Source organism: Paracoccus sp. MA, from assembly GCF_020990385.1.
Classification (GTDB): Bacteria; Pseudomonadota; Alphaproteobacteria; order Rhodobacterales; family Rhodobacteraceae; genus Paracoccus.
In genome coordinates this window covers 181137-205541 of the sequence record NZ_CP087599.1, presented here as the reverse complement: position 1 = coordinate 205541, position 24405 = coordinate 181137, and the positions used below count along the sequence as shown (strand labels likewise).

Annotated in this window: 21 protein-coding genes and 1 pseudogene; 16 read left to right on the top strand and 6 right to left on the bottom strand. The window is 69.3% G+C overall.

The features are described from left to right. Positions 1-36: 36 nt before the first annotated feature. The 3 genes from LOS78_RS19940 to LOS78_RS19930 all read right to left on the bottom strand — a co-directional run bounded on the left by LOS78_RS19940 (position 37) and on the right by LOS78_RS19930 (position 4439). On the bottom strand, positions 37-1350 hold the full coding sequence (locus LOS78_RS19940) for an MFS transporter (protein ID WP_230378884.1): 1314 nt from the start codon (positions 1348-1350) through the stop codon (positions 37-39). Between the two features lie 156 nt (positions 1351-1506). Continuing rightward, positions 1507-3033 carry an AMP-binding protein gene (locus LOS78_RS19935; protein WP_230378883.1) on the bottom strand — a complete coding sequence of 509 codons (1527 nt, stop codon included), beginning with the start codon at positions 3031-3033 and terminating at the stop codon, positions 1507-1509. Next, a complete protein-coding gene (locus tag LOS78_RS19930; RefSeq protein WP_230378882.1) occupies positions 3030-4439 on the bottom strand; it encodes an aldehyde dehydrogenase family protein in 1410 nt (469 codons plus the stop codon). The genes LOS78_RS19935 and LOS78_RS19930 overlap by 4 nt, the downstream gene beginning before the upstream one ends. A gap of 272 nt (positions 4440-4711) precedes the next feature. Here LOS78_RS19930 and LOS78_RS19925 point away from each other — a divergent pair, with 272 nt between their 5' ends. Then, complete coding sequence (locus LOS78_RS19925) at positions 4712-5674, top strand: substrate-binding domain-containing protein (RefSeq protein WP_230378881.1); 963 nt, start codon at positions 4712-4714, stop codon at positions 5672-5674. 6 nt (positions 5675-5680) lie between these two features. On the opposite strand, the gene LOS78_RS19920 is transcribed toward LOS78_RS19925, so the two are convergent. Continuing rightward, positions 5681-6445: an IclR family transcriptional regulator gene (locus LOS78_RS19920; protein ID WP_028716707.1), complete on the bottom strand. Its 765-nt coding sequence runs from the start codon at positions 6443-6445 to the stop codon at positions 5681-5683. Between the two features lie 224 nt (positions 6446-6669). On the opposite strand from LOS78_RS19920, the gene LOS78_RS19915 reads away from it, so the two are divergent. The 8 genes and pseudogenes from LOS78_RS19915 to LOS78_RS19875 all read left to right on the top strand — a co-directional run. Beyond that, positions 6670-7977 (top strand): MFS transporter, encoded by a 1308-nt coding sequence (locus tag LOS78_RS19915; RefSeq protein ID WP_028716706.1) that lies wholly within the window; start codon positions 6670-6672, stop codon positions 7975-7977. Between the two features lie 81 nt (positions 7978-8058). Next, on the top strand, positions 8059-9711 hold the full coding sequence (locus LOS78_RS19910; protein ID WP_230378880.1) for a GMC family oxidoreductase: 1653 nt from the start codon (positions 8059-8061) through the stop codon (positions 9709-9711). Positions 9712-9728: 17 nt separating this feature from the next. Continuing rightward, positions 9729-11510: a sulfoacetaldehyde acetyltransferase gene (gene xsc, locus LOS78_RS19905; protein WP_230375329.1), complete on the top strand. Its 1782-nt coding sequence runs from the start codon at positions 9729-9731 to the stop codon at positions 11508-11510. A 258-nt stretch (positions 11511-11768) separates the two neighbouring features. Next, complete coding sequence (locus LOS78_RS19900; RefSeq protein ID WP_230375331.1) at positions 11769-12785, top strand: YeiH family protein; 1017 nt, start codon at positions 11769-11771, stop codon at positions 12783-12785. 4 nt (positions 12786-12789) lie between these two features. Continuing rightward, positions 12790-13749, top strand: a complete 960-nt coding sequence (pta, locus tag LOS78_RS19895) for a phosphate acetyltransferase (RefSeq protein ID WP_230375333.1) — start codon at positions 12790-12792, stop codon at positions 13747-13749. Between the two features lie 154 nt (positions 13750-13903). Continuing rightward, positions 13904-15187 carry a sulfite oxidase gene (locus LOS78_RS19890; protein WP_230378879.1) on the top strand — a complete coding sequence of 428 codons (1284 nt, stop codon included), beginning with the start codon at positions 13904-13906 and terminating at the stop codon, positions 15185-15187. Between the two features lie 12 nt (positions 15188-15199). Continuing rightward, entirely contained in the window at positions 15200-15613 is a 414-nt protein-coding gene (locus tag LOS78_RS19885) for a cytochrome C-552 (protein WP_230378878.1), read from the top strand. Between the two features lie 474 nt (positions 15614-16087). After that, positions 16088-16361: pseudogene (locus tag LOS78_RS19875) on the top strand (proline racemase family protein); the annotation flags it as partial. Here the strand turns inward: LOS78_RS19875 and pobA are convergent. After that, a complete protein-coding gene (gene pobA / locus LOS78_RS19870; RefSeq protein ID WP_230378877.1) occupies positions 16353-17522 on the bottom strand; it encodes a 4-hydroxybenzoate 3-monooxygenase in 1170 nt (389 codons plus the stop codon). The pseudogene LOS78_RS19875 and the gene pobA overlap by 9 nt on opposite strands. A gap of 93 nt (positions 17523-17615) precedes the next feature. Between pobA and LOS78_RS19865 the strand changes: the two genes are divergently transcribed. Continuing rightward, positions 17616-18473 (top strand): helix-turn-helix domain-containing protein, encoded by an 858-nt coding sequence (locus tag LOS78_RS19865; protein WP_230378876.1) that lies wholly within the window; start codon positions 17616-17618, stop codon positions 18471-18473. 21 nt (positions 18474-18494) lie between these two features. On the opposite strand, the gene LOS78_RS19860 is transcribed toward LOS78_RS19865, so the two are convergent. Next, positions 18495-19415, bottom strand: coding sequence for a LysR substrate-binding domain-containing protein (locus LOS78_RS19860; RefSeq protein ID WP_230378875.1), 921 nt, complete (start codon positions 19413-19415; stop codon positions 18495-18497). 67 nt (positions 19416-19482) lie between these two features. On the opposite strand from LOS78_RS19860, the gene pcaD reads away from it, so the two are divergent. From pcaD to LOS78_RS19830, 6 genes are all read left to right on the top strand, one after another. Then, on the top strand, positions 19483-20259 hold the full coding sequence (gene pcaD, locus LOS78_RS19855; RefSeq protein ID WP_230378874.1) for a 3-oxoadipate enol-lactonase: 777 nt from the start codon (positions 19483-19485) through the stop codon (positions 20257-20259). Beyond that, entirely contained in the window at positions 20256-20639 is a 384-nt protein-coding gene (gene pcaC, locus LOS78_RS19850) for a 4-carboxymuconolactone decarboxylase (protein ID WP_230378873.1), read from the top strand. The genes pcaD and pcaC overlap by 4 nt, the downstream gene beginning before the upstream one ends. Then, positions 20636-21373, top strand: a complete 738-nt coding sequence (gene pcaH / locus LOS78_RS19845) for a protocatechuate 3,4-dioxygenase subunit beta (RefSeq protein WP_028713079.1) — start codon at positions 20636-20638, stop codon at positions 21371-21373. Before pcaC ends, pcaH begins: the two co-directional genes overlap by 4 nt. Then, a complete protein-coding gene (pcaG, locus tag LOS78_RS19840; RefSeq protein ID WP_024845855.1) occupies positions 21370-21984 on the top strand; it encodes a protocatechuate 3,4-dioxygenase subunit alpha in 615 nt (204 codons plus the stop codon). The genes pcaH and pcaG overlap by 4 nt, the downstream gene beginning before the upstream one ends. A gap of 10 nt (positions 21985-21994) precedes the next feature. Further along, positions 21995-22837, top strand: a complete 843-nt coding sequence (locus LOS78_RS19835; protein WP_230378872.1) for a 3-keto-5-aminohexanoate cleavage protein — start codon at positions 21995-21997, stop codon at positions 22835-22837. A gap of 103 nt (positions 22838-22940) precedes the next feature. Then, positions 22941-24254, top strand: a complete 1314-nt coding sequence (locus LOS78_RS19830; protein WP_230378871.1) for a lyase family protein — start codon at positions 22941-22943, stop codon at positions 24252-24254. The last annotated feature ends 151 nt before the right edge of the window (positions 24255-24405 follow it).

Genomic DNA, 24405 nt, shown 5'->3' with positions numbered 1-24405 from the left:
GGAAAAGGGGCCTGCCGCCGGGGCAGGCCCCTTTCGTCATTTCGACACCGCGGCGGCCAGCTGCGGATCGCATCCGAGACCTTCGTCGTCATCGGCGGGATCGTCGCGGAACGGGCGGTCCGGGCGGATCAGCAGCGCGCAGGCCGCGCCCACCAGCAGCAGGACCAGCGAGGCCGCGAAGGGCAGGTCCCAGCGCCCGGTCAGATCGATGATCAGCCCGAAGACGATGGGCGAGATCATCCCGGCCAGCCCGAAGCCGAAGTTCATGAAGCCGCTGGCGGTGCCGGAATATTGCGGCGCGATATCCATCGGCGTGGCCCAGATCGGCGCCACGATCAACTCGGCGAAGAAGAAGGCCGCGCTGAGGCTGATCGCCACGGTGACCAGATCGGTCGAGAACATCACCGGCAGCATGCAGGCGAAGGCGCCAAGGAAGCCCAGGATGATGACGCTGATCCGCGCCAGCGACACGTTGCCGGTGCGGCGCAGGATGCCGTCGCTGAGCCAGCCGCCCGCCAGGTCGCCCACCACCCCGGCCAGGAAGACGCCGGCCGCGAAGATGGCGGATTTCTTCAGGTCCAGCTCGTGCTGGTGCAGGAAATAGGACGGGATCCAGTTCAGGAACAGCCACAGCGTCCAGCCATAGCAGAAATCGGTGATCGTCACCGGCAACATGCGCTTGAGCAGCCGGCCCCAGGGCAGGGTCTTGCGCTCGCCCACGATCTTCTGGTCGGGCAGGGCCTCCAGTTCTTCGGGCGTGATGCCCTTGTGGCTGCGGGGATCGTCGCGGAAATACCACCACCACAGCGCCACCCACAGGAAGCTGATCAGGCCGACGATGACAAAGGCATGCCGCCAGGACAGCGCGATGATCAGGAAGGCGATCAGCGGCGGGGTCAGCGCATTGCCGAAGCGCGCGAAGGCATGGGTGATGCCCTGCGCGAAGCCGCGCTTTTCGGCCGGCATCCAGTTCGAGAGCGCCCGGGTGGCGGTCGGAAAGGCCGAGCCTTCGCCCATGCCCAGAAGCACGCGCGCGATGATCAGCGACACCGCGCCCTCGACGAAGCCGATCATCACCGTCGCGGCCGACCAGACCGTGCCGCAGATGATCAGCGTCTTGTGCGGCCCCAGCCGGTCGCCCAGACGGCCGCCAAGGATCTGGAACAGCGCATAGGGATAGGCGAAAGCGGAAAACGCCAGCCCCAGCTCGAAATTCGTCAGGCCCAGTTCGGCCTGCATGGCGGGGGCGGCGGTGCTGATGTTGACCCGGTCGATATAGGTGACCAGATACATCAGGCAGATGACGAACAGAACCCGGTCCGTCGTCCTGAATCGGGTAAGCCTTAGCATGTCTCCTCCCTGGATTATGCTGGATGTGTTGGCACGTCCGTTTGCGGCCCGTTGCGGGGTCCCCTGTTGAAGTCCCGCCCTCCTCCGACGGGTCTTTGGGCTCCGGACGCCGGGCCGGGTTCTTGGGAATCACACCTCCTTCCTGCCCTGGGGGCGCTATTGCGTCAGTTGCGCCAGCTTCAGGCGCTGGATCTTGCCCGAGGGGCCCTTGGGCAGCTCGGCCAGCAGGTGGATCACCTCGGGCGACTTGAACGCCCCCAGCCGCTGCTGGCAGATCGAGATCAGCTCGGGCGGCTGCAGCGCCGAGCCGGGGCGCAGGGTGACGGCCGCCTCGACCCGCTCGCCATAGCGGGCGCATTTGCGGGCAAAGGCCGCGGCCTCGATCACGTCGGGATGGGTGTAAAGCGCCTCGTCGATCTCGCGCGGGGCGATGTTTTCGCCGCCCTTGATGATCAGCTCCTTCAGGCGGCCGGTGACGAAGACGTAACCCTCCGCGTCCATCCGGCCCAGGTCGCCGGTGCGCAGCCAGCCGTCCGCGGTCAGCGCGGCGGCGGTCGCGACCGGGTCGCCCAGATAGCCGCGCATGACATTGGGCCCGCGCACTGCGATCTCGCCCTCGGCGCCCGGCGGCAGCGGACGCAGGTCGGGCGACAGGATCGCCACCTGGTTGCCCACCGCCCGGCCGGGCGAGCCGATCTTGCGCTGGCCCGGCGGCAGCGGGTTCGACAGGATCTGCGCCGCGGTCTCGGTCAGGCCCATGGTCTCGACGATGGGAATGCCGAAGCGGCGCTCGAAGCCCGACTGCACCTCGGGCGCCAGCGCCGCCGAGGCCGAGCGGCCGAAGCGCAGCCGCGCCCGGGCCTCGGGCGACGGCGCGCCCTCGCCATGCAGCAGATGCGAGATGATCGTCGGCACGACCGAGAACCAGCTGGCCCCGTGCCGCTCGCAAAGGCCCCAGAACTGGCTGGCCGAGAAACGCTCGCAGACCACCACCGAGCCGCCCGAGAGCAGCGGCGCCAGGATGGTCACGCAAAGCCCGTTGATGTGATAGACCGGCAGCACGCAGAGCGCCCGGTCCTCGGGGCAAAGCTCATGCGCCAGCGCGGTGGTCCAACCGCCGGCCAGCAGGCTGGCATGGCTGTGCAGCACGCCCTTGGGCCGGCCGGTGGTGCCCGAGGTATACATCAGCAGCGCGTCGTGCCCCGCGCCATGCGGATGCGGCGGCGCCGGTTCGCAGCCAGCGGGCCAGCCGAAGCCGTCCCCGGCCTCGATGACCATGGGCTCGACGGGATGGGCGGCCAGCGCGCTGTCGAGCAGCCCGCGCTGGCCCGGATCCAGCAGCAGCGCCCGGGCGCCGGAATGCGACAGCGCATAGCCGACGGCCTCGGCCCCGGCGACCAGGTTGATCAACGTGGCGCGAAAGCCGCCGTAGAGCGCGCCGAACAGGCCCAGCACCGCATTGCGGCCGTTGGGCATCATCAGCGCCACGCTGTCGCCGCAGGACAGGCCCAGCCCGGCCAGGTGCCCGGCGATGCGGGCGGCCTCGTCCCGCAACTCGCGCCAGGTCAGCGCGCCGCCGTCGCCGGGGAAGATGTGGCTGGTGGTGTCGCCCCGCACGGCGGCGCGGATGTCGAGCCAGTCGCGGACGGTGCCTTGCGGCGGATGGTGCGGGTCCAGCCTCATTGCCCGACCTCCTGCCAGTAGTCGCCAAAGATCTCGTCCAGCGCCGGCTCGCGCGGCGGGATCGGCCGCACGACGCGGGTGCGCTGCATGAAATGCCGCCAGTTCAGGTTGGCGTCGATGGAATTGCCGCCCCAGCTGCCGCAGCCCATCGACAGCGAGAAGGGCAGCCCGTTGTCGAAGGCGCCGCCGGTGGCGAAGCAATGCGCCTGGTTGACGATGACCCGGCAGACCGGCAATTCGCGGCCCAGCCAGATCGGGCGGCCGGTGTCGCGCGAATGCAGCCCGACCGAATGGCCCGCCCCCTGATGCAGCAGGATGCGCCGCGCCAGCTCGGCCGCATGGCCGAAATCGCGGGCGCGGTAGAGCGCGGCGATGCGGCTGAGCTTTTCGCCCGACAGCGGATGATCGGGACCGATGCCCTCGGTCTCGACCGCGATCAGACGGGTGCCGGTCGGGACCTTGCCGGCCAGTCCCAGCTTGTCGATCATCACCGCGGCATCCTGGGCGATGATCTCGCGGTTCATGTGCCCGTCCTGCCAGAGCCGGGCAACGATGCCCGTCGCCTCGGACGGCGGCAGCACCGCACCGCCCTCGGCCGCCAGCGCGGCCAGGAAGGCGTCGTAGACCGCATCGACCACGATCAGCGCGTTTTCCGACGAGCAGGAGGTGGCGCTGTCGAAGGTCTTCGAGGCGGCGATCTTGCCGGCCGCCGCCGCCAGGTCGGCGGTTTCGTCCACGATCACCGCGACATTGCCGGCGCCGACGCCGATGGCTGGGGTGCCGCTTTCATAGGCGCGGCGCACGTTGTCCTGGCTGCCGGTCACCACCACCAGGTCGGCGGTCTCCAGCAGGCGCTGGGTCTTGGCCTTGCTGCCCTGGCCCGGCAGCATCTGCACGAGGTCGCGATCCTCGCCGATGCGGTCGAATTCGGCGTGGATGAAGCCCAGCAGCATCTCGCAGCAGGCCACGCCCTTGGGCGAGGGCGACAGCAGGATGGCATTGCCGCATTTCAGCGCGTTGATGATGTTGTTCGCGGGCGTCGCCGCCGGGTTGGTCGAGGGCACCACCGCGCCGATCACGCCGATGGGCCGGGCGATCTCGGTGATGCCGGTCTCGGGGTCGTCGGACAGGATGCCATGCGTGGCCACGCCGCGGATGTCGCGCAAAAGGCCCAGGGTCTTGCGGTGATTCTTGACGATCTTGTCGGCGACATTGCCAAGCCCGGTGCTGCGGACCGCCAGCTCGGCCAGTTGCCGGTTGCGCTCGGGCTGCATGATCGCCCAGCCGGCGGCCAGGGCGGCGCGGTCATAGCGGCGCTGGCTGCCCCGCGCCTCGTATCCGGCCTGCGCGCTGCGCGCCCGCGCCATCGCCGCGTCGACCGAGAGAATATCGTTCGAGATGTTCATACCTGTCACTTGCTCCGGTTCCCGGCAGGCTGCCCGCCGGGAAGGTGAATGGATCAGCGGCCCGGGAAACCGGGTCTCACCATGTCTGCAATGTTGGTCTGGCACGGCTTCCTCTTGCCGTGATCTTCGACCTTAGGCGATGAAAACAGTCTTGCAAATGTTTTCATTAACTCCCATGATTGATAAAATTATATCCAGAAAATCCGATGATTAAGCCCGATATTGTTTTCGTCGCAAAGCTTGCAGGCGTTTCACCTGCCACGGTGTCGCGGGTGATGAATCACCCCGACCTGGTGCATCCGGCGACCCGCAAGAAGGTCGAGCTGGCGGTCGAGAAATCCGGCTATATCCGCAACCGCGCCGCGCAGGCCATGCACGGCAAGCGCAGCGCCACCATCGGGCTGGTGGTGCCGACCGTCGCCAATACCATCTTCGCCGAGGTGGTGCAGGCCTTCAACGACACGGTCAGCGCGCAGGGCTTCACCCTGCTGCTGGCCTCGCATGGCTACGACCTGGACAGCGAATACCGGCTGGTCCGCAAGCTGCTGGAGCACCGGGTCGATGCGCTGGCGGTGGTCGGGCTGGACCACAGCCCCGGCACCTTCCGGCTGATCGCCGAGCAGCGCGTGCCGCTGCTGGCGATCTGGAACTACCTGGCGGATTCGCCGCTGCCCTGCATCGGCGTGGACAATCGCGAGGCGGGGCGGCTGGCGGCCGAGCATCTGGTGGCGCTGGGACATCGCCGCATCGGCATGGTCTTTCCCGCCACCTTCGACAACGACCGGGCGCGGGACCGCAAGACGGCGGCGACGGCGGTGTTCCGCGCCGCCGGGATCGAATTGCAGGACCGCTGGCAGGTCGAGGTGCCCTACAGCATCGCCCAGGCCAAGGCCGCCTGCCTGGAGCTGCTGGCCGGCGAGGACCGGCCGAGCGCCTTGCTTTGCGCCAATGACGTGATCGCGCAGGGGGCCATCTACGCGGCGGCACGGCTGGGGATCGCGATCCCCGCCAGCCTGTCGGTGATCGGCATCGGCGATTTCGCCGGCTCGGCGCAGATGGAGCCGGCGCTGACCACGGTGCGGATCCCGGCGCAGCAGATCGGCATTTCGGCCGGGCAGGCCATCGTCGAGGCGATCGGGCGCCCGGATGCCGATTTCATGATTCGCAGCCGCGCCGAGCTGGAGCTGATCATGCGCACCAGCACCGGCATCGCCGCCGAGATGATCCGGCCCTGACGCCCCTCACATCAACTCGGCCAGTTCCTCGGCCGCCGCGCGCAGGTCGGGCAGGTATTTCAGCCCCTCGTCCAGGGTCAGCCGCTGCACCGGGGCGTGGAAGGACACGGTGGCGATCATCTGCCCCGAGCGGTCCAGCACCGGCACGGCCATGGCGATCATGCCGGGCACGAATTCCCCGGTATCGGTCGAATAGCCCTGCTGCCGGATCTGGCGCAGCTCTTCGCGCAGCCGGTCCGGATCGGTGAGTGTCTGCGCCGTATAGGCCCGCAGCTCGGCGCGTTTCAGATAGCGTTCCAGCCTGCCGTCGTTGATCTGCGACAGGGCGAGCTTGCCCGCCGCCGTGGCGTGCAGCGGCACGCGCGAGCCGATGTGAAGCTGGATGCGCAGCGGCCAATGCGTCTCGACCCGGTCGATATAGAGCATCGCGTCGCCGTCGGGGATCGACAGGTTGCAGGTCTCGCCCAGGCGCTGGTTCAGCCGAATCAACACGTCGCGCTGCGGCAGGTTCTGGTGCCAGAAGCGGATCACGCCCTGCATCATCTGCCGCAGCTTCGGCCCCGGCTGATAGCTGCGCCCGTCGATGTCGCGGCTCAGGAAGCCCTCGGCTTCCAGATTGCCGACCAGCCGGTGGATGGTCGGCACCGGCAGGTTCAGCGAGGCGTTGATCTCGGTCGCGGTCAGGGGCCGGCCCTCGCTGGCAAGAACCTCGAGAATCTGCAGATTCCGGAAGCTCGGCGGCAGGGCGGACTTGTCCTGGATACTCGTCATGATCGGCTGTTTCCGTCGTTTACCCGACCCGACTCTACATGGTTGCCGGCGCCGCTCCAACCGCCGGCTGTGAAACATGGATATATAAAAATGAGAGCAGTACTACCAAAAATACTTTGACATGACTCGGCAGGCTGGGGCAACGTGGGTCCGCCGGCAAAAGGAGGAGTTTGCCGGGGCACAGCTGAACAATCGAACAACGTCGCAGCATCAGGGAGGATGTCATGGCGGTCACAACCGCTGGCGCCAACGCGTTTGGCGACCGGGAGCACGATGTCAAGAAGGTGGTCTTCGCAAGCCTCGTGGGATCGACCATCGAGTGGTACGATTTCTTTCTTTACGGCGTCGTCGCCGGCATCGTCTTCAACAAGCTGTATTTTCCGGCCGACGACCCGACGATCTCGGTGCTGCTGGCCTATGCGACCTTCGCGGTGGGCTTCGTCGCCCGGCCGCTGGGCGGGCTGGTCTTCGGCCATTTCGGCGACCGCATCGGCCGCAAGACCATGCTGGTCATCACGCTGTTGCTGATGGGCGGCGCCACCGTGCTGATCGGCCTTTTGCCGACCTATGACCAGATCGGCATCCTGGCGCCGATCCTGCTTTTGCTGCTGCGGGTGGCGCAGGGCATCGGCATCGGCGGCGAATGGGGCGGGGCGGTGCTGATGGCCTATGAATTCGCGCCCGAGCACAAGCGCGGCTTCTACGCCTCGATCCCGCAGATCGGCCTGTCGCTGGGCCTGTTCATGGCCTCGGGCGTGATGGCGCTCTTGACCATGCTGCCGGACGAGGCCTTCATGGCCTGGGGCTGGCGCACCGCTTTCGTCGCCTCGATCGTGCTGGTGCTGCTGGGCACCTGGATCCGCAGCAATATCGGCGAAAGCCCCGAGTTCAAGAAGGCCAAGGCGGCATCGCGGGCCAAGGACCAGGGCCTGCCCTTCGTCGACATGATCAAGCGCTATCCGGGCAATGTCACGCTGGGCATGGGTGCGCGCTATATCGACGGCGTGTTCTTCAACGTCTTTGCGGTGTTCTCGATCCTCTACCTCACGAAATATGTGGGGATGGAGCGGTCCTTCGCGCTATGGACGGTCTGCGGCGCGGCCATCGTGATGGTGGTCTGCATCCCGTTCTTCGGCCGGCTGTCGGACCGGGTCGGGCGGCCGCGGACCTATGCGATGGGCTCGGCCCTGCTGGCGCTGAGCGTGTTCCCGGCCTTTGCGCTGATGTCCTCGGGCGATCCGCTGCTGGTGGTGCTGGGCATCGTGCTGCCCTTCGGCATCGTCTACCCGATGTGCTACGGCCCCGAGGCGGCGCTGTTCTCGGACCTGTTCGATCCCAGCGTGCGCTATACCGGCGTGTCCTTCGTCTACCAGTTCTCGGGCATCTTCGCCTCGGGCATCACGCCGATGATCGCCACCTGGCTGATGGCGGCGAACGACAACGATCCGTTCTGGCTTTGCGCCTATGTGGTCTTTGCCGGGCTGGTCTCGATGCTCTGCGCCATTCTCATCGGCCGGCGCGAGCGCCGCTGAGCACATGCCGGGCGGCCCGCCCCGGGCCGCCCGCGACCTTCAGGAATTCGGGGGCGCAACCGCCCCGCAAGGGATGAAATCATGAGCCATGAATCAGAGTTGCCGGATTATGTGGTCGTGGGCGCGGGTTCGGCGGGCTGCGTCGTCGCCAACCGGCTGTCCGCCGATCCCGCGATCCGCGTCACCCTGCTGGAAGCCGGCAACCGCGACTCGAGCCCCTGGATCCATATCCCGGTCGGCTATTTCCGCACCATGCATAACCCGGACTTCGACTGGTGCTACGAGACCGAGCCCGATCCGGGGCTGAACGGCCGTTCGCTGCACTGGCCGCGCGGCAAGGTTCTGGGCGGCTCGTCCTCGCTGAACGGGCTGCTCTATGTCCGCGGCCAGCGCGAGGATTACGACCACTGGGCGCAGATGGGCAACGAGGGCTGGTCCTGGCGCGAGGTCGGCCCGATCTTCGAGGAGTTGGAAACCTTTCAGCGCGGCGAGGGCGAGGGGCGCGGCACGCATGGCGCCTTGCAGGTCTCGGACCCGCGCCTGCGCCGCCGCATCTGCGAATTGTGGATCGAGGCGGCCAAGGCCAACGGCATCCCCTACAACCCCGATTACAACGGCCCGGTGCAGGACGGCGTCGGCCATTTCCAGCTGACCGTGGACAAGGGCCGGCGCTGCTCGGCGGCGGTCGCCTTCCTCAAGCCGATCCGCCACCGGCAGAACCTGCGGGTCGTCACCAACGCCCAGGTGCGCCGCGTGGTGATCGAGCAGGGCCGCGCCACCGGGGTCGAGATCCGGCGCCCCGACGGCAGCCGCCAGGTGATCCGCGCCGCGCGCGAGGTGATCCTGTGTGCCGGCGCCATCGGCTCGCCGCAGATCCTGATGCTCTCGGGCGTGGGCGATGCCGCGCATCTGCGCGACCACGGCATCGCGGTCGCCCATGACGCGCCCGAGGTCGGCCGCAACCTGCAGGACCACCTGCAGGCCCGGCTGGTGTTCAAATGCCGCGAGGCGACGCTGAACGACGAGGTGCGCAGCCTGATGAACAAGGCGCGGATCGGGCTGGAATACGCGCTGTTCCGCAGCGGGCCGATGACCATGGCGGCCAGCCTGGTCTTCGGCTTCCTGCGCACCCGGCCGGGGCTGGCGACGCCCGACATCCAGTTCCACATCCAGCCCTGGTCTGCCGACAGCCCCGGCGAGGGGGTGCATCCCTTCTCGGCCTTCACGCAATCGGTCTGCCAGCTGCGCCCGGAAAGCCGCGGCACCATCACGCTGCGCTCGGCCGATCCGCTGGAGGCGCCGCTGATCGAGCCGAACTACCTGGCCACTCAGACCGACCGCGACACGCTGGTCGCCGGCATCGAGATCGCCCGCAAGCTGGCGCGCACCGAGCCGCTGAAATCCGCCATTTCCGAGGAGTTCCGGCCAACCGCCAAGGTGCAGGGCTATGACGAGGTGCTGGCCTGGGCGCGGATGAACTCGACCACGATCTACCACCCAACCGGCACCTGCCGCATGGGCGCGGACGCGCGCGCCGTGGTGGACCCGCGTCTGCGGGTGCGCGGCATCCGCGGCCTGCGGGTGGCCGATTGCTCGATCATGCCCGAGATCGTCTCGGGCAACACCAATGCGCCCGCGATGATGATCGGCGCCAAGCTGGCGCGCATGGTCCTTGACGACCGTCGCGCCGAAACCGGCGCGGGACCCCGCGCCGGTATCGACAAAGCCGCCTGAAGGACGAGGAAACAGCCATGCGAATGACGACTGAGGAATCTTTTGTTAAGGTATTGCAGCTTCACGGGATCGAGCATGCTTTCGGGATCATCGGCTCTGCGATGATGCCTGTGTCGGATCTGTTTCCGAAGGCTGGGATCAGGTTCTGGGATTGCGCGCATGAGACGAATGCGGGTCTGATGGCGGACGGGTTCACGCGCTCGACCGGCAAGATGTCGATGGCGATCGCGCAGAACGGCCCCGGGGTGACGGGCTTCGTGACGCCGGTGAAGACCGCCTACTGGAACCACACGCCGCTTCTGCTGGTGACGCCGCAGGCGGCGAACCGGACCATCGGCCAGGGCGGCTTCCAGGAGATGGAGCAGATGCGGCTCTTTGCCGATTGCGTCTGCTACCAGGAGGAGGTGCGCGACGCGAGCCGCATCCCCGAGGTGCTGAACCGGGTGATCATGCAGGCCTGGCGCAACTCGGCGCCGGCGCAGATCAACATCCCGCGCGACTTCTGGACCCAGGTGATCGACGTGGAACTGCCGCAGGTGGTGGCCTTCGAGCGGCCCGCGGGCGGCGAGCAGGCGGTGGCCGAGGCGGCAAGGCTGCTCAGCGAGGCCAGCTTCCCGGTCATCCTGTCGGGCGCCGGGGTGGTGCTGTCGGGGGCGATCCCGGATCTGGTGAAGCTGGCCGAGCGGCTGGATGCGCCGGTCTGCAGCAATTACCAGCACAATGACAGCTTCCCGGGCAGCCACCCGCTGGCCATGGGGCCGCTGGGCTACAACGGCTCGAAGGCCGGGATGGAGATCATCCAGAAGGCCGATGTGGTGCTGGCGCTGGGGACGCGATTGAACCCGTTCTCGACCCTGCCGGGCTACGGCATCGACTACTGGCCGAAGGAGGCCAGGATCATCCAGGTCGACATCAATGCCGACCGCATCGGCCTGACCAAGAAGGTCACGGTGGGCATCCAGGGCGATGCGGCCAAGGTGGCGCGCGCCGTCCTGGCGCAGCTCGCCCCCGCGGCGGGCGATGCCGGACGGCAGGAACGCAAGGATCTCATCGCGCAGACCAAGTCCCGCTGGGCGCAGGAGCTTTCGAGCCTCGACCACGAGGAGGACGATCCGGGCACCGAATGGAACGCCGAGGCGCGGGTCCGCGACGCCGGGCTGATGAGCCCGCGCCAGGCCTGGCGGGCGATCATGCAGGCGGTGCCGAAGGAGGCGATCGTCAGCTCGGACATCGGCAACAACTGCGCCATCGGCAATGCCTATCCAAGCTTCGAGGCCGGGCGCAAATACCTGGCGCCGGGGCTCTTCGGTCCCTGCGGCTACGGCTTCCCGGCGATCCTGGGCGCCAAGATCGGCAATCCCGAGGTGCCGGTGATCGGCTTTGCCGGCGACGGCGCCTTCGGCATCTCGATGAACGAGATGACCGCCTGCGGGCGCGCGGACTGGCCGGCGATCACCATGGTGATCTTCCGCAACTACCAATGGGGCGCGGAAAAGCGCAACACGACGCTGTGGTACGACAACAACTTCGTCGGCACCGAGCTCGACCGCGACACCTCCTATGCCGGCATCGCCCGGGCCTGCGGGCTCGTCGGCGTGCAGGTCAAGTCGCAGGAGGAGCTGACCGCGGCCCTGCACGAGGCGGTCGAGCGGCAGATGCGGGACGGCGAGACCACCTTCATCGAGGTGCTGCTGAACCAGGAGCTGGGCGAGCCCTTCCGCCGCGACGCGATGAAGAAGCCGGTGGTGGTGGCCGGCATCGACCCGGCCGACATGCGCCCGCAAAAGGGCGCGGCCTGACGCGGAAAGGCGGCGCAGGGCGCCGGCGCCCCCTGGCTTTCACCGTTTCCCAAATACTCCGGGGGGCGCTTGCCGGGCCCCGTCGAGGGGGCCGGGCAAGCGCGAGGGGGGCAGCGCCCCCCTCGGCGGCCGGGAAGGACCGCAGGACCGCCGGACACACCCGCCCATGAGGCCCTCTCCCGGGGCGCATGACGCCCTTCCGACGACGACCCGGCGCGGCCCCCGCCCCGGCCCCATCCCCGCATCCCGGTGACGACGATGATGACCACCCTGATCCCTTCGCGCAGCCTGCTCGGCGAGGCCTTCCCGGGCTTCGCGGTCTCGGCGCTGGTCGCGGCCACGGCGCAGTTCCTGTCGGACCATTACGGCGCCCCGGCCATGCTGCTGGCGCTGCTCCTGGGCCTGGCGCTGAACTTCCTGGCCGAGGAGGGCACCCGCACCGCGCCCGGCATCGCCTTCACCGCCCGCACCGTGCTGCGGCTCGGGGTGGCGCTGCTCGGCGCGCGGATCTCGGTCGAGATGCTGAGCGGGCTGGGGCCGCGCGCCATCGCGCTGGTGGTCGCGGGGGTGGTGCTGACCATCCTCTTCGCGCTCCTCGCCACCCGCCTCGTCGGCCGCGGCTGGCGCTTCGCGCTGCTGACCGGCGGCGCGGTGGCGATCTGCGGCGCCTCGGCGGCCATGGCCATCGCCGCGGTCCTGCCCCGGCACGAGAAATCCGAGCGCGACCTGGTCTTCACCGTGCTCTCGGTCACCGTGCTCTCGACCCTGGCCATGGTGCTCTACCCGATGCTGTCGAACGCCTTCGGCTTCACGGCGCGCGACAGCGGCGTCTTTTTGGGCGGCACCATCCACGACGTGGCCCAGGTGGTCGGCGCCGGCTTCTCGGTCGGCCCCGAGGCCGGCGAGACCGCGACGCTGGTCAAGCTGATCCGCGTCTCGATGCTGGCGCCGGTGGTGCTGTGCTTCTCGCTGGCGATCCGGGCGCGCGGGCTGGCCGATGCCGGGGGCGGCAAGGCGCCGCCGCTCTTGCCGGGCTTCGTGCTGGGCTTCCTGGCGCTGGCGGCGCTGAACAGCGCCGGGCTGATCCCGCAGCCGGTCTCGGCGCTTGCCGGGCAGCTTTCCCGCTGGGCGCTGCTGATCTCGATCGCCGCGGTCGGCATCAAGACCTCGCTCGGCAGGATGCTCGAGGTCGGGGGCGGCGCCATCGCGCTGATCGTGGCCGAGACCGTGTTCCTGGGCGTCTTCGTCGTCGCCGGCCTGCATTTCTGGGGGTAGTGCCATGAAACCGCTCGAGCGCATCCACGAGGCCGCGAAGGCCCTGGACCGCCACATCATCCTGCCCGAGGGCGGGGACCCGCGCGTCGCCGAGGCCGCCCGCCGGCTGGTGGCCGAGGGGCTGGCCCGCGTCACCCTGCTGGGCGGGCCCGAGATCCCCGGCGTGGGCCGCATAGACCCGGCGGGCGCGCCCGACCTGGCCGAGCTGGCCGACCACTGGCACCGGCTGCGCGCCGCCAAGGGCATGACCGCCGAACGCGCGCTTTCCGAGATGCGCGACCCGATCCGCCAGGCGGCGATGCGGGTGCGGCTGGGCCAGGCCGACGGCACGGTGGGCGGCGCGGTCGCCACCACCGCCGACACGGTGCGCGCGGCCCTGCAGGTCATCGGCCGGGCCCCCGATGCCGGGATCGTGTCGAGCTTCTTCCTGATGCTGTCCTGCGGGCCCGGGGCGCCGGTCCGGGGCGGCATGATCTTTGCCGATTGCGGGCTGGTGATCCAGCCCGACGCGGCCGAGCTCGCCGCCATCGCGCTGTCGGCGGCCGAGAGCTGCCGGCGGCTCCTGGCCGAGACGCCGCGGGTGGCGCTCTTGTCCTTCTCGACCGCCGGCTCGGCCGATCATCCCAGCCTGGGGCGGCTGCGCGAGGCGCTGGCGCTGATCCGCGCCGCCGCCCCGGATCTGGAGGTCGACGGCGAGCTGCAGTTCGACGCGGCGCTGGACGAGGCGATCCGGGCGAGGAAGGCCCCGGCAAGCCGCCTGACCGGCCGGCCGAACGTCTTCGTCTTTCCCGACCTGGCCTCGGGCAATATCGGCTACAAGATCGCCCAGCGCCTGGGCGGCCTCATCGCCATCGGACCCATCCTCCAGGGCCTCGCCAAACCAGCAAACGACCTCTCCAGAGGATGCTCCGTCAACGATATCGTCAATGCAACAGCAATAACCGCCATGCAAACTCAAATATGAGCCGCGCGGAGCCGGAACCGGATTTTGCCCCATGATTGCACGTTTTTCGATCCTGGCGCGTTACGTTTCAACCCGGGCCACCGATCGGTGATCGGCCCCGCAATCGCAAGCAGCCGGCCGCGTCCGAAAGGGCGTGCCAAGAGGAGGAGAAGCCATGACCGAACAGCCTGGAAACCCTGAAACCCCCCGCGCCGCGGATGCGACGGACCCCGCGCGGCGTCGCTTTCTCGGCAGGACCGGCCTGACGGCGCTGGGGACCATCCTGGGCATGGCCGTCCCGTTCGAGCGCAACCTGCCCGCAGGCTTCGTGCCCGCTGCGCTGGCCCAGGACACCGGCCTCGACCTGATGGCGGGCAAGCAGGGGCTGGTGGTGCTGGGCGACCGGCCGCTGAATGCCGAGACCCCGGCGCATCTGCTGGACGACGACATCACGCCCTATGAACGGCTGTTCATCCGCATGAACGGCCTTGTCCCGCAGACGGCGCTGGACCAGGACGCCGAGGGCTGGACGCTGACCGTCGACGGCGAGGTCGAGACGCCGCTGGAGCTGACCATCGACGCGCTGAAGGCGCGCTTCGAGACCGTCACCCGGCGGCTGGTGATCGAATGCGGCGGCAATGGCCGGGCCTTCTTCCAGCCCGGCACCTCGGGCAACCAATGGACCGTCGGCGCGGTCGGCTGCCCGGAATGGACCGGCGTGCGGCTGGCCGACGTGCTGAAGGCGGCGGGCGTCAAGGACAGCGCCGTCTATACCGGGCATTACGGCAACGACGTGCATCTGAGCGGCGACGAGGAGCAGGAGGTCATCTCGCGCGGCGTGCCGATCGAAAAGGCGCTGGAGGAGGATGCGATCATTGCCTGGGCGATGAACGGCGAGCCGCTGCCGGCGCTGCACGGCTTTCCGCTGCGGCTGGTGGTGCCGGGCTATCCGGCCTCGGTCTCGCAGAAATACCTCAACCGCATCCGGGTCCGCGACAGGGAGCATGACGGCGCCAAGATGACCGGCGATTCCTATCGCATCCCGGCCTATCCTGTCGCGCCCGGCACCGAGGTGCCCGAGCAGGACATGGTGGTGCTGACCGAGATGCCGGTGAAGTCCATCGTCACCTTCCCCGAGACCGGGACCGAGGTGAAGGCGGGCGAGACGGTCGAGGTGCGCGGCCATGCCTGGTGCGGCAAGGGCGACGTCGCCTCGGTGCATGTCTCGCTGGATTTCGGCCAGACCTGGCAGGAGGCCGCGCTGGAGCCGCCGCCGAACCGCTTTGCCTGGCAGCGCTGGCGCGCGCAGCTGACCCTGCCGCAGCATGGCTATTACGAGGTCTGGGCGCGGGCCACCGACCAGGATGGCATCGGCCAGCCGCCGCTGTCCCCGGCCTGGAACCCGCGCGGCTATGCCAACAACATCCAGCACCGCATCGCGCTGGTCGCGGTCGCGTGAGGGGTGGCCGCGATGTCCAGAATCATCAAGACATTTGCCGCCGCTCTGGCCGTGCTGGTGCTGGGGGCCGGGCTGGCTGCGGCCGAGGTGCGGCCCGATCCGATGCAGGCGCTGGCGGGCCGGCCGGCCGGCGCGAATCCGCTCGACCCGATGACGGCGATCCGTGCCAAGGCGGATGCGGGCGAGGCGCGGGCGGGGAACGAGGAATTCGGCGGCCTGCCCGACGGCGAGGGCGCCGAGGAGACCTATTACCAATGCGTCGCCTGCCATTCGACCGAGATCATCAAGCAGCAGCGCGTCACCGACCATCGCTGGGACGAGCTGTGGGCCTGGATGGTCGAGGAGCAGGGCATGGTCGAGCCCGATGAGGAGACCAGGGCGCTGATCCTGACCTATCTCAAGACCAATTTCTCGTCCCAGAGGTAGGAAGGGCCGCGGCGGATGTGTCGTCCGGGTTCGAGAATCGAGCAAGGCCGCGCACAGGCGCGGCCTGCTGCGCAGCCATGGCGGAGCATATTGATATGCTACAAAGAATAGCCATTGTATCTACAAAAGATTTGCAGAAAGGGCGGCGTTTTGGCTGCAGATGATCGGGAAGATCCGTCCATGACGGCGCAGAAGCCTGCGGCCGCGACGACCGATCGCAAGGGTGTGCGGATGCGTTGCGCCGCCGCATCCTGGCCATGGAGATCGCGCCCGGGGCCATGATCGACGAGCAGGAACCGGCCGAGGAATTCGGGCTCTCCCGCCCTTCGCCCGGCCCGCGGTGGATTTCGAACCGACCCGCATCTATCGCGCCTTCCTCGATCCGAAAAGACTGCCGCCGCCAAGGCCACGCTGGCGATTCGGGAGCGGCGGGCCGGAATCGAGCAACCGCCAACCCCTTCACGAGGACGTTCCCTGCGCCACCGCTTCTTCTGCATCGACAGCCATGCCTGCGGCAACCCGGTCCGGGTGGTCGCGGGCGGCGCCCCGCTGCTGCCGCATCTGCCGATCTTCGAACGCCGCAACCTGTTCCTGCGCGACCACGACTGGATGCGCACCGCGCTGATGTTCGAGCGGCGCGGCCATCATGTCGGGCGCGATCCTTTATCCCGCCTTCCGCGAGGATTGCGACTTCGCGGCGCTGTTCATCGCGCTGCGCCTTCCCGGCCCGGCGGCCAGCTCAATAGGGCAGGCCGACGTAGTTTTCGGCCAGTTCGCGGCGCGCGGTGTCGGATTCCGCCAGATGCGCCAGGGTGGCGCGGCGCATCTGCGCGGCGAAGCCGTCCTCGCCGTCGAAACGGTGCAGCATCATGGTCATCTGCCAGCTGAAGCGCATGGCCTTCCAGATCCGCGCCAGCGCGCGGTCGGAATAGGCGTCGAGCCCTGCCTGATCGCCCTGCTTCAGCGCCGCAATCAGCGCCTGATGCAGGTAGAACACGTCCGACACCGCCAGGTTCAGCCCCTTGGCCCCGGTCGGCGGCACGATATGCGCGGCATCGCCCACCAGGAACAGCCGGCCCCAGCGCAGCGGTTCCGAGACGAAGCTGCGCAGCGGCGCGACGGATTTCTCGATCGAGGGGCCGGTGACCAGCCGCGCCGCGGCCTGGGCGGGGATGCGGCGGCGGAACGCGGCCCAGAAGCGGTCGTCGGGCCAGTCCTCGACCCGGTCGCTCAGCGGCACCTGCACGTAATAGCGCACGAGATTGTGGTTGCGCATCGAGGCCAGCGCGAAGCCATGCGGCGAATTGGCATAGATCAGCTCGTCGGCGACCGGCGGCGTGCGCGACAGGATGCCCAGCCAGCCGAAGGGATAGACCCGCTCGAATTCGCGGCGCCGATCCTCGGGGATGGTCCTGCGCGAGACGCCGTGAAAGCCGTCGCAGCCCGCGACATAGGCGCAGCTCAGGCGGTGGCGCCGGCCGCCCTGCGTGTATTCCACCGCCGCCTGCGGCCCGTCGAGGTCGAGGATGCGCACATCCTCGACGCCGTGCAGGATGGTCGTGCCCATGGCGTCCTGCGCGTCGTAGAGGTCATGCGTGACCTCGGTCTGGCCATAGACCATGACCTGCCTGCCGGTCAGCGCCTTGAAATCGACATGCACCATCAGGTCGGCATCGGTGAACCAGGCGCCGTCATGCGGGATGCCCTCGGCATCCATGCGGGCGCCGACCCCGGCCTCGCGCAGCAGTTCGACGCTGCCCCATTCCAGGATGCCGGCGCGGATGCGTGACAGCACATGCTCGCGGCTGGCGCGTTCCAGGATGACCGTGGCGATGCCGGCGCGGTTCAGAAGCTGCGAGAGCAGCAGCCCCGAAGGCCCGCCGCCGATGATGACGACCTGAGTGTCCATGACGATGTCCGCTTGTTTCCCTGACCTGCAGCATAGGCGGCGGGCGGGCGGCGATGAATGGACGCGGACGGCAAAGACTTGTATGAATCGTGCATGAGCGCGCCCGGCCCCATCCCGGTCTTCAACCTGTTCGGCGAGACCGCCGCCTTCCCGGACGTGATCCATTGCGAGCGGATCTGGGACCGGGCGCGTCTGCACGACTGGGCGATCTCGCCGCATCGCCATCGCGAGATGATGCAGGTCTTCGCCATGCGGCAGGGCGAGGCGCAGGTGATGCTGGACGGCGATGTCGCACGTCTGCATGACGGGCAATTCCTGTTCGTGCCGGCGCTGGTCGTGCATGGTTTCCGCTTCCGCAAGGGCAGCGAGGGCATGGTGCTGTCCTTTCCGCTGAGCGTCGCCGCCGGCTTGCAGGCCGCCTCGGCCGAGATCGGCCGGCACCTGTCGCGCCCGTTCTTCGGTGCGCTGGACGAGGGGCTGCTGGCGCTGATCGGCCAGCTCTCCGACGCCTTCGCCGGTCATGGCGCCTATCGCGGGCCGCTGCTGGCGGCGCTGTCGCATGCCCTTCTGACCGCGCTTTGCGAGCTCGACCGCGCGGCCTCGGCCGAGACGGTCGGCGGCAGCCCGCAGCGGCTGCAGCGGCTGGCGGCGCTGGTCGCGGCGCATATGGCCGAGGGCTGGCGGCCCGGCGACTATGCCCGCGCGCTGGCGATCACGCCCGGCCATCTGAACCGGCTGTGCCGCGAGGCGGCGGGGGTCAGCGCCTCGCGCCATATCGAGGGGCTGGTGATGGCCGAGGCCTGCCGCCTGCTGGCCTTTACCCAGCTGCCGGTGGCCGAGATCGGCTATCGGCTGGGCTTTCACGACCCGGCGCATTTCTCGCGCCGGTTCCGGCTTTTGCGCGGCACGACGCCAAGCGCCTATCGCCGGCCCTTCATGACCGTGGCCTGACCGCTGGCACCAATCGGGCCGTCAGCCGCCCGCCGCCCGGCCGGCGATCTGGCGCGCCACCTGTTCCAGCGTGGCAAGGCCCGGCGTCGCGGCGGCCTGCCGGCGGGTCATGCCGACCGCGCCGGAGAGGAACCTTGCCCCGGTGGGGAACTCGACCAGCAGGCCGCGCTCGACCTCGTCCAGCACCACCCCGCGTGAGATGAACCACAGGCTGTCCGAGGCCAGGCAGATCCCCCGCCCCAGCGCCAGCGACACCGTCTCGACCAGCGGCCGGACGCTGGCCAGCCCCAGCGAGACCAGATAGGCATCGACCGAGGCGCGGATCAGCGCCGTCGCCGGCGGCAGGATCAGCGGCGCCTCGCGCAGCGCCTCGGCGGCCGGCCGGCCGGCTGCGGGATGGCCGGCGCGCGCCACCAGCACGACATCCTCCTCGTAAAGGTGATCGAAGCTCAGCCCCGCCATTTCCGAGGGGCTGGGCAGGCGGCCGATCATCAGGTCGATGCTGCCGGCGCGCAGCATGCGGATCAGGTAGTGATGCGGCCCGGTCTCGACCGCCAGCATCACGTCGGGCAGGATCTGCCGCAGCCGCAGCACCACCTGCGGAAAGAACCGCGTCGCCACCGTGGGCAGCACGCCCACCCGGATCGTGCCGCTGGTCCCCGGCCGCAACGCCGCCGCGCCCGCCTCCAGCGCCTGCAGGGCATGGGCGGCGTGGTGGCGAAACAGCGCGCCCTGTTCGGTCAGCACCAGCCGCCGCCCCTGGCGCAGGAACAGCCGCTGCCCCAGCAGCGTCTCCAGCTCGGCCAGGGTGCGCGACAGCGCCGGCTGGGTGATGCCTTGCCGGCGGGCGACGGCGGACAGCCCGCCCTCGGCCGCGATGTCCAGAAAGGCGCGGATATGGCGCAGCTTGATCGCCGGATGCATAATTGAATGATTATACATGATCGCTCATTTAGCATTTTTCGCCCGGAACAGGCTGTGGCAGATTATGGGTGAGAGAGGAGTTGCCATGCAAGTTCTGATGCGACCCTGGGGGGCGATGCATTACCGGATCGACGGGCCCGAGGACGGGTTGCCGGTGGTTTTCGCCAATTCCCTGGGCACCGACCTGCGGCTTTGGGACGCGGTGCTGCCGCTTCTGCCGGGCATCCGCGCCATTCGCTACGACAAGCCCGGCCACGGCCTGTCCGATTCCGGCGGCCCCGTCTCGATCGCCGATCTGGCCGAGGACGCCGCGGCGCTGATCGAGGCCACCGGCGGACCGGCGGTCTTCGTCGGCCTGTCCATCGGCGGCATGATCGGCCAGGCGCTGGCCGCGCGCCGGCCCGAACTGCTGCGCGCGCTGGTGCTGTCGAACACCGCGCCCCGCATGGGCGCGCCCGAGATCTGGGCCGCCCGCATCGCCGCCATCCGCGCCGGCGGCGTCGCCAGCATCGCCGATGCGGTGCTGGAGCGCTGGTTCGCACCCCCCTTCCGCGCCACGCCGGCGCTGCATCCCTGGCGCAACATGCTGGCCCGCTGCGACGCGCAGGGCTATATCGCCGCCTGCGAGGCCATCGCCGCCGCCGACCTGACCGAGGGCACGGCCGGCCTGCGCATGCCGGTGCTGGTGATCGCCGGGGACCAGGACGGCTCCTCGCCGCCGGATCTGGTGCGCGGCACCGCCGATCTGATCCCCGGCGCGGATTTCCATGTCATTCCCGGCGCCGGCCATCTGCCCTGCGTCGAAACCCCCGCCGCCTGGGCCGCGCTGCTGGCCCCCTTCCTTCAGGACCATCTCCGATGACCAACCGCTACGACCAGGGCATGACCACCCGGCGCCGGGTGCTGGGCGATGCCCATGTCGCCCGCGCCGAGGCCGCCAAGACCGATTTCGACGAGCCCTTCCAGAGGCTGATCACCGAATCCGCCTGGGGCGCGGTCTGGTCGCGCGACACCATCAGCCTGCGCGAGCGCTCGATGCTGACCATCGCGCTGCTGGCGGGGCTGGGCAACGACCACGAACTGGCCCTGCATATCCGCGCCACCGCCAACACCGGCGCCACGCCCGGCGACGTGATCGAGGCGCTGCTGCATGTCGCCATCTATGCCGGCGTCCCGCGCGCCAACCACGCGATCAAGATCGCCAAGGAGACCTTTGCCGAGATGGAGGCGGCCAAGCGATGACCCTCAGCAATGCAACCGACCGCGGCCCGCTGTTCTTCCGCGACCGCGACTGGCACCCGCCGGCCTATACGCCGGGCTACAAGACCTCGATGACCCGCGCCCCGCATCGCGCGCTGGTGGCGCTCGGCTCGACCCTGTCCGAGGAAACCGGCCCCGCCTTCGGCCATGACATGCTGGGCGAGCTGGACAACAACCTGGTGATGAACTTCACCGGCCAGCCCGCCATCGGCGAGCGCATCATCATGCACGGCCGGGTGCTGGACGAGACCGGCCGCGGCGTGCCGAACGTGCTGGTCGAGATCTGGCAGGCCAATGCCGGCGGCCGCTACCGCCACAAGAAGGACGGCTACCTGGCGCCGCTCGACCCGAATTTCGGCGGCTGCGGGCGCACGCTGACCGGGCCGGACGGAAGCTACGAATTCCTGACCATCCGCCCGGGCGCCTATCCCTGGCCGAACCATGTCAACAACTGGCGGCCGATGCATATCCACATCTCGGTCTTCGGCACCGGCTTCGGCCAGCGCCTGATCACCCAGATGTATTTCGAGGGCGACCCGCTGATCGCGAAATGCCCGATCGTCAACACCATCGGCCAGGACCGCGCCATCCAGGCGCTGGTAGCGCCCCTGGACATGAACCGGGCGATCCCGATGGACTGCCTGGCCTACAAGTTCGACATCGTGCTGCGCGGCCGCCGCCAGTCGTTCTTCGAAAACCGCAAGGAGGGGATGTGATGCAGGGACTGGACTATCTCAAGGAAACCCCCTCGCAGACCGCCGGCCCCTATGTCCATATCGGCCTGACCCCGAACGCGCTCGGCAATCCCGGCATCTATCCGCAGGACCTGGGCCTCTCGCCGATCCGCGAGGGCGCGCGGGGCGAGCGCATCATCATCACCGGCCGCGTCATCGACGGCGCCGGCATGGTCCTGCGCGATGCGCTTTTCGAAACCTGGCAGGCCGATGCGGATGGCATCTATCCCGGCAACGACCCGCGCGGCGCCGCCGATCCGAACGTCACCGGCTGGGCCCGGGTCGCGGCGGATTTCGACACCGGCATCTGGCGGCTGGAAACCGTCAAGCCCGGCCGCGTGCCCTTCCCGGACGGCCGGCTGATGGCGCCGCATATCAATGTCTGGCTGGTGGCGCGGGGCATCAATCTCGGGCTCCAGACGCGTATCTGCTTCGAGGACGAGGAGGCGGCCAATGCCGAATGCCCGGTCCTCGCCCGGATCGAGCACAAGGCCCGCATCCAGACGCTCATGGCGAAGCGGACCGGACCGGGCGAATACGGCTTCGACTTCAAGCTGCAGGGCGAGAACGAAACCGTCTTCTTCGACATCTGAGGGCAAGGCCATGACCGCAACCCCCTGCATCATCTGCGTCGCCATCACCGGCTCGCTGCCGACCAAGGACAACAACCCGGCGGTGCCGATCACCATCGAGGAGCAGGTCGAATCGACGCAGGAAGCCTTCGAGGCCGGCGCGACCATCGCCCATTGCCACGTCCGCGACGGCGAGGGCCGGCCGAGTTCCGACCCCGAACGCTTCGCCCGGCTCAAGGAAGGGATCGAGACGCATTGCCCCGGCATGATCGTCCAGCTCTCGACCGGCGGCCGCTCGGGGGCGGGTCGCGCACGCGGCGGCATGCTGCCGCTGGCCCCCGACATGGCCTCGCTCTCGGTCGGCTCGAACAATTTCCCGACGCGGGTCTACGAGAACCCGCCGGACCTGGTGGACTGGCTGGCCGCCGAGATGGCGAAATACGATATCAAACCGGAAATCGAGGCTTTCGACCTCAGCCATATCCTCAAGGCGCATCAGATGTGGCAGGCGGGCCAGATCAAGGACCGGCCCTATGTGCAATTCGTCATGGGGGTGAAAAACGCCATGCCCGCCGACCGCGAGGTCTTCGACTATTACGTCCATACGGTGAAGCGCCTTTTCGGCGCCGATGCGCCCTGGTGCGCGGCGGGCATCGGGCCGAACCAGATCGTGCTGAACGACTGGGCGATCTCTGCCGGCGGCCATGCCCGCACCGGGCTCGAGGACAATGTCCGCCTCGACCGCGACAGGCTCGCCCCCTCGAACGCCGCGCTGGTGAAACGCGCCGTGGCGCTTTGCGAGAAATACCGCCGCCCGGTGGCGACCTGGCGGCAGGCCCGGCAGATCCTCGGCCTGCGCTCCCCCGCCGCCTGACCCCTGCCGCCGGCCTCTCGCATCTTCTTTCTTGTCCAAATATCCTCGGGGGGTCCGGGGGGCAGACGGCCCCCCGGTCCTGTCATTGCAAAAGGACCGACCGATGCCCGCCGCAGCCGCCGACAGCGCCCTTTATCGCAGCCTCTTCTCGGATGACGAGACCGCCGCGCTCTTCGCCGACAGCGCCGAGATCCGCGCCATGCTGCTGGTCGAGGGCGCGCTGGCCCGCGTGCAGGCCCGGCTGGGCCTGATCCCCGACACCGCCGGCGCCTTCATCGAGCGCGCCGCGCGCGAGGTGCAGATCGACCCCGCCGCGCTCGGCCCCGAGACGGCGACAAACGGCGTGCCGGTCCCGGCGCTGGTCGCGGCCTTCCGCAAGGCCATGGAGGCGCCTGATCATGCGCAATACCTGCATTGGGGGGCGACCAGCCAGGACATCATGGAAACCGGCCAGGCGCTGCGGCTGCGCCGGCTGACGGGGATCTGGGACGACAGGCTCGGCCGGCTGGCCACCGCGCTCGGCCGGCTGGCCCGCGAGCATGCCGATCTGCCGATGGCGGCGCGGACCTACGGGCAGGCGGCGACGCCGACCGGCTTCGGCGCCGTGATCGCCGGCTGGGGCCATCCGCTGCTGCGCCACCGCGCGCGGCTTCAGGCGCTGGCGCCGGAGCTGGCCACCGTCTCGCTGGGCGGGGCGGCGGGCACGCTCTCGGCCATGGGGGCCGAGGGCCCCGCCGTGCGCGCCGGCCTGGCCGAGGCGCTCGGCCTGCACGATCCCGGCCACGGCTGGCATGCCGAACGCGACCGCATCGGCAATTTCGCCGCCTGGATGGCGGGGCTTTGCGCCAGCCTGGGCAAGATGGGCGAGGACCTGATCCTGATGGCGCAAAGCGGCATCGGCGAAATCCGCATCTCCGGCGCCGGCGGTTCCTCCACCATGCCGCAAAAGCAGAATCCGGTCGGCCCCTCGGTGCTGGTGGCGCTGGCGCGGCAGGCGGCGGCGCTGGCCTCGGCGCTGCAGGGCGCCGGCATCCACCGCCAGCAGCGCGACGGCGCGGCCTGGTTCGTGGAATGGCTGACCCTGCCGCAGCTCTGCATCTCGACCGGCCGGGCGCTGGCGCTGGCGCTGGACCTGTCGGGGCGGATCGCACCCGATGCGCAGGCCATGGCGCGCGGGCTCGACGACGGCAGCGGGCTGATCCATGCCGAGGCCTTCACCTTCGCCCTGGCCCGCCACATGCCGCGCCCCGAGGCGCAGGCCAGGATCAAGGCGCTCTGCGCCGAGGCGCAATCCGGCGGCCAGCCGCTGCCGGCGCTGGTCGCCCGCGACTTCCCGGATCTGGACCTTTCCGCCGCCGGCGGGCTCGGCACCGCCCCGGCCGAGGCGCGGGCCTTTGCCGAGGCCGCCGGCGCCTAGACCGGCAGCCTCGTCGATCCGCGCGGATGCGCAGCGCGTCCGCCTCGACCAGACCGGGCGGACAAGGCCGGTCCCCCCGCCGGGACGAAACCAGCCGGCCATGGGCGGCGCGGGGCACGGGCATCGATGCCCGGCCTCGCACCGCCGCCGG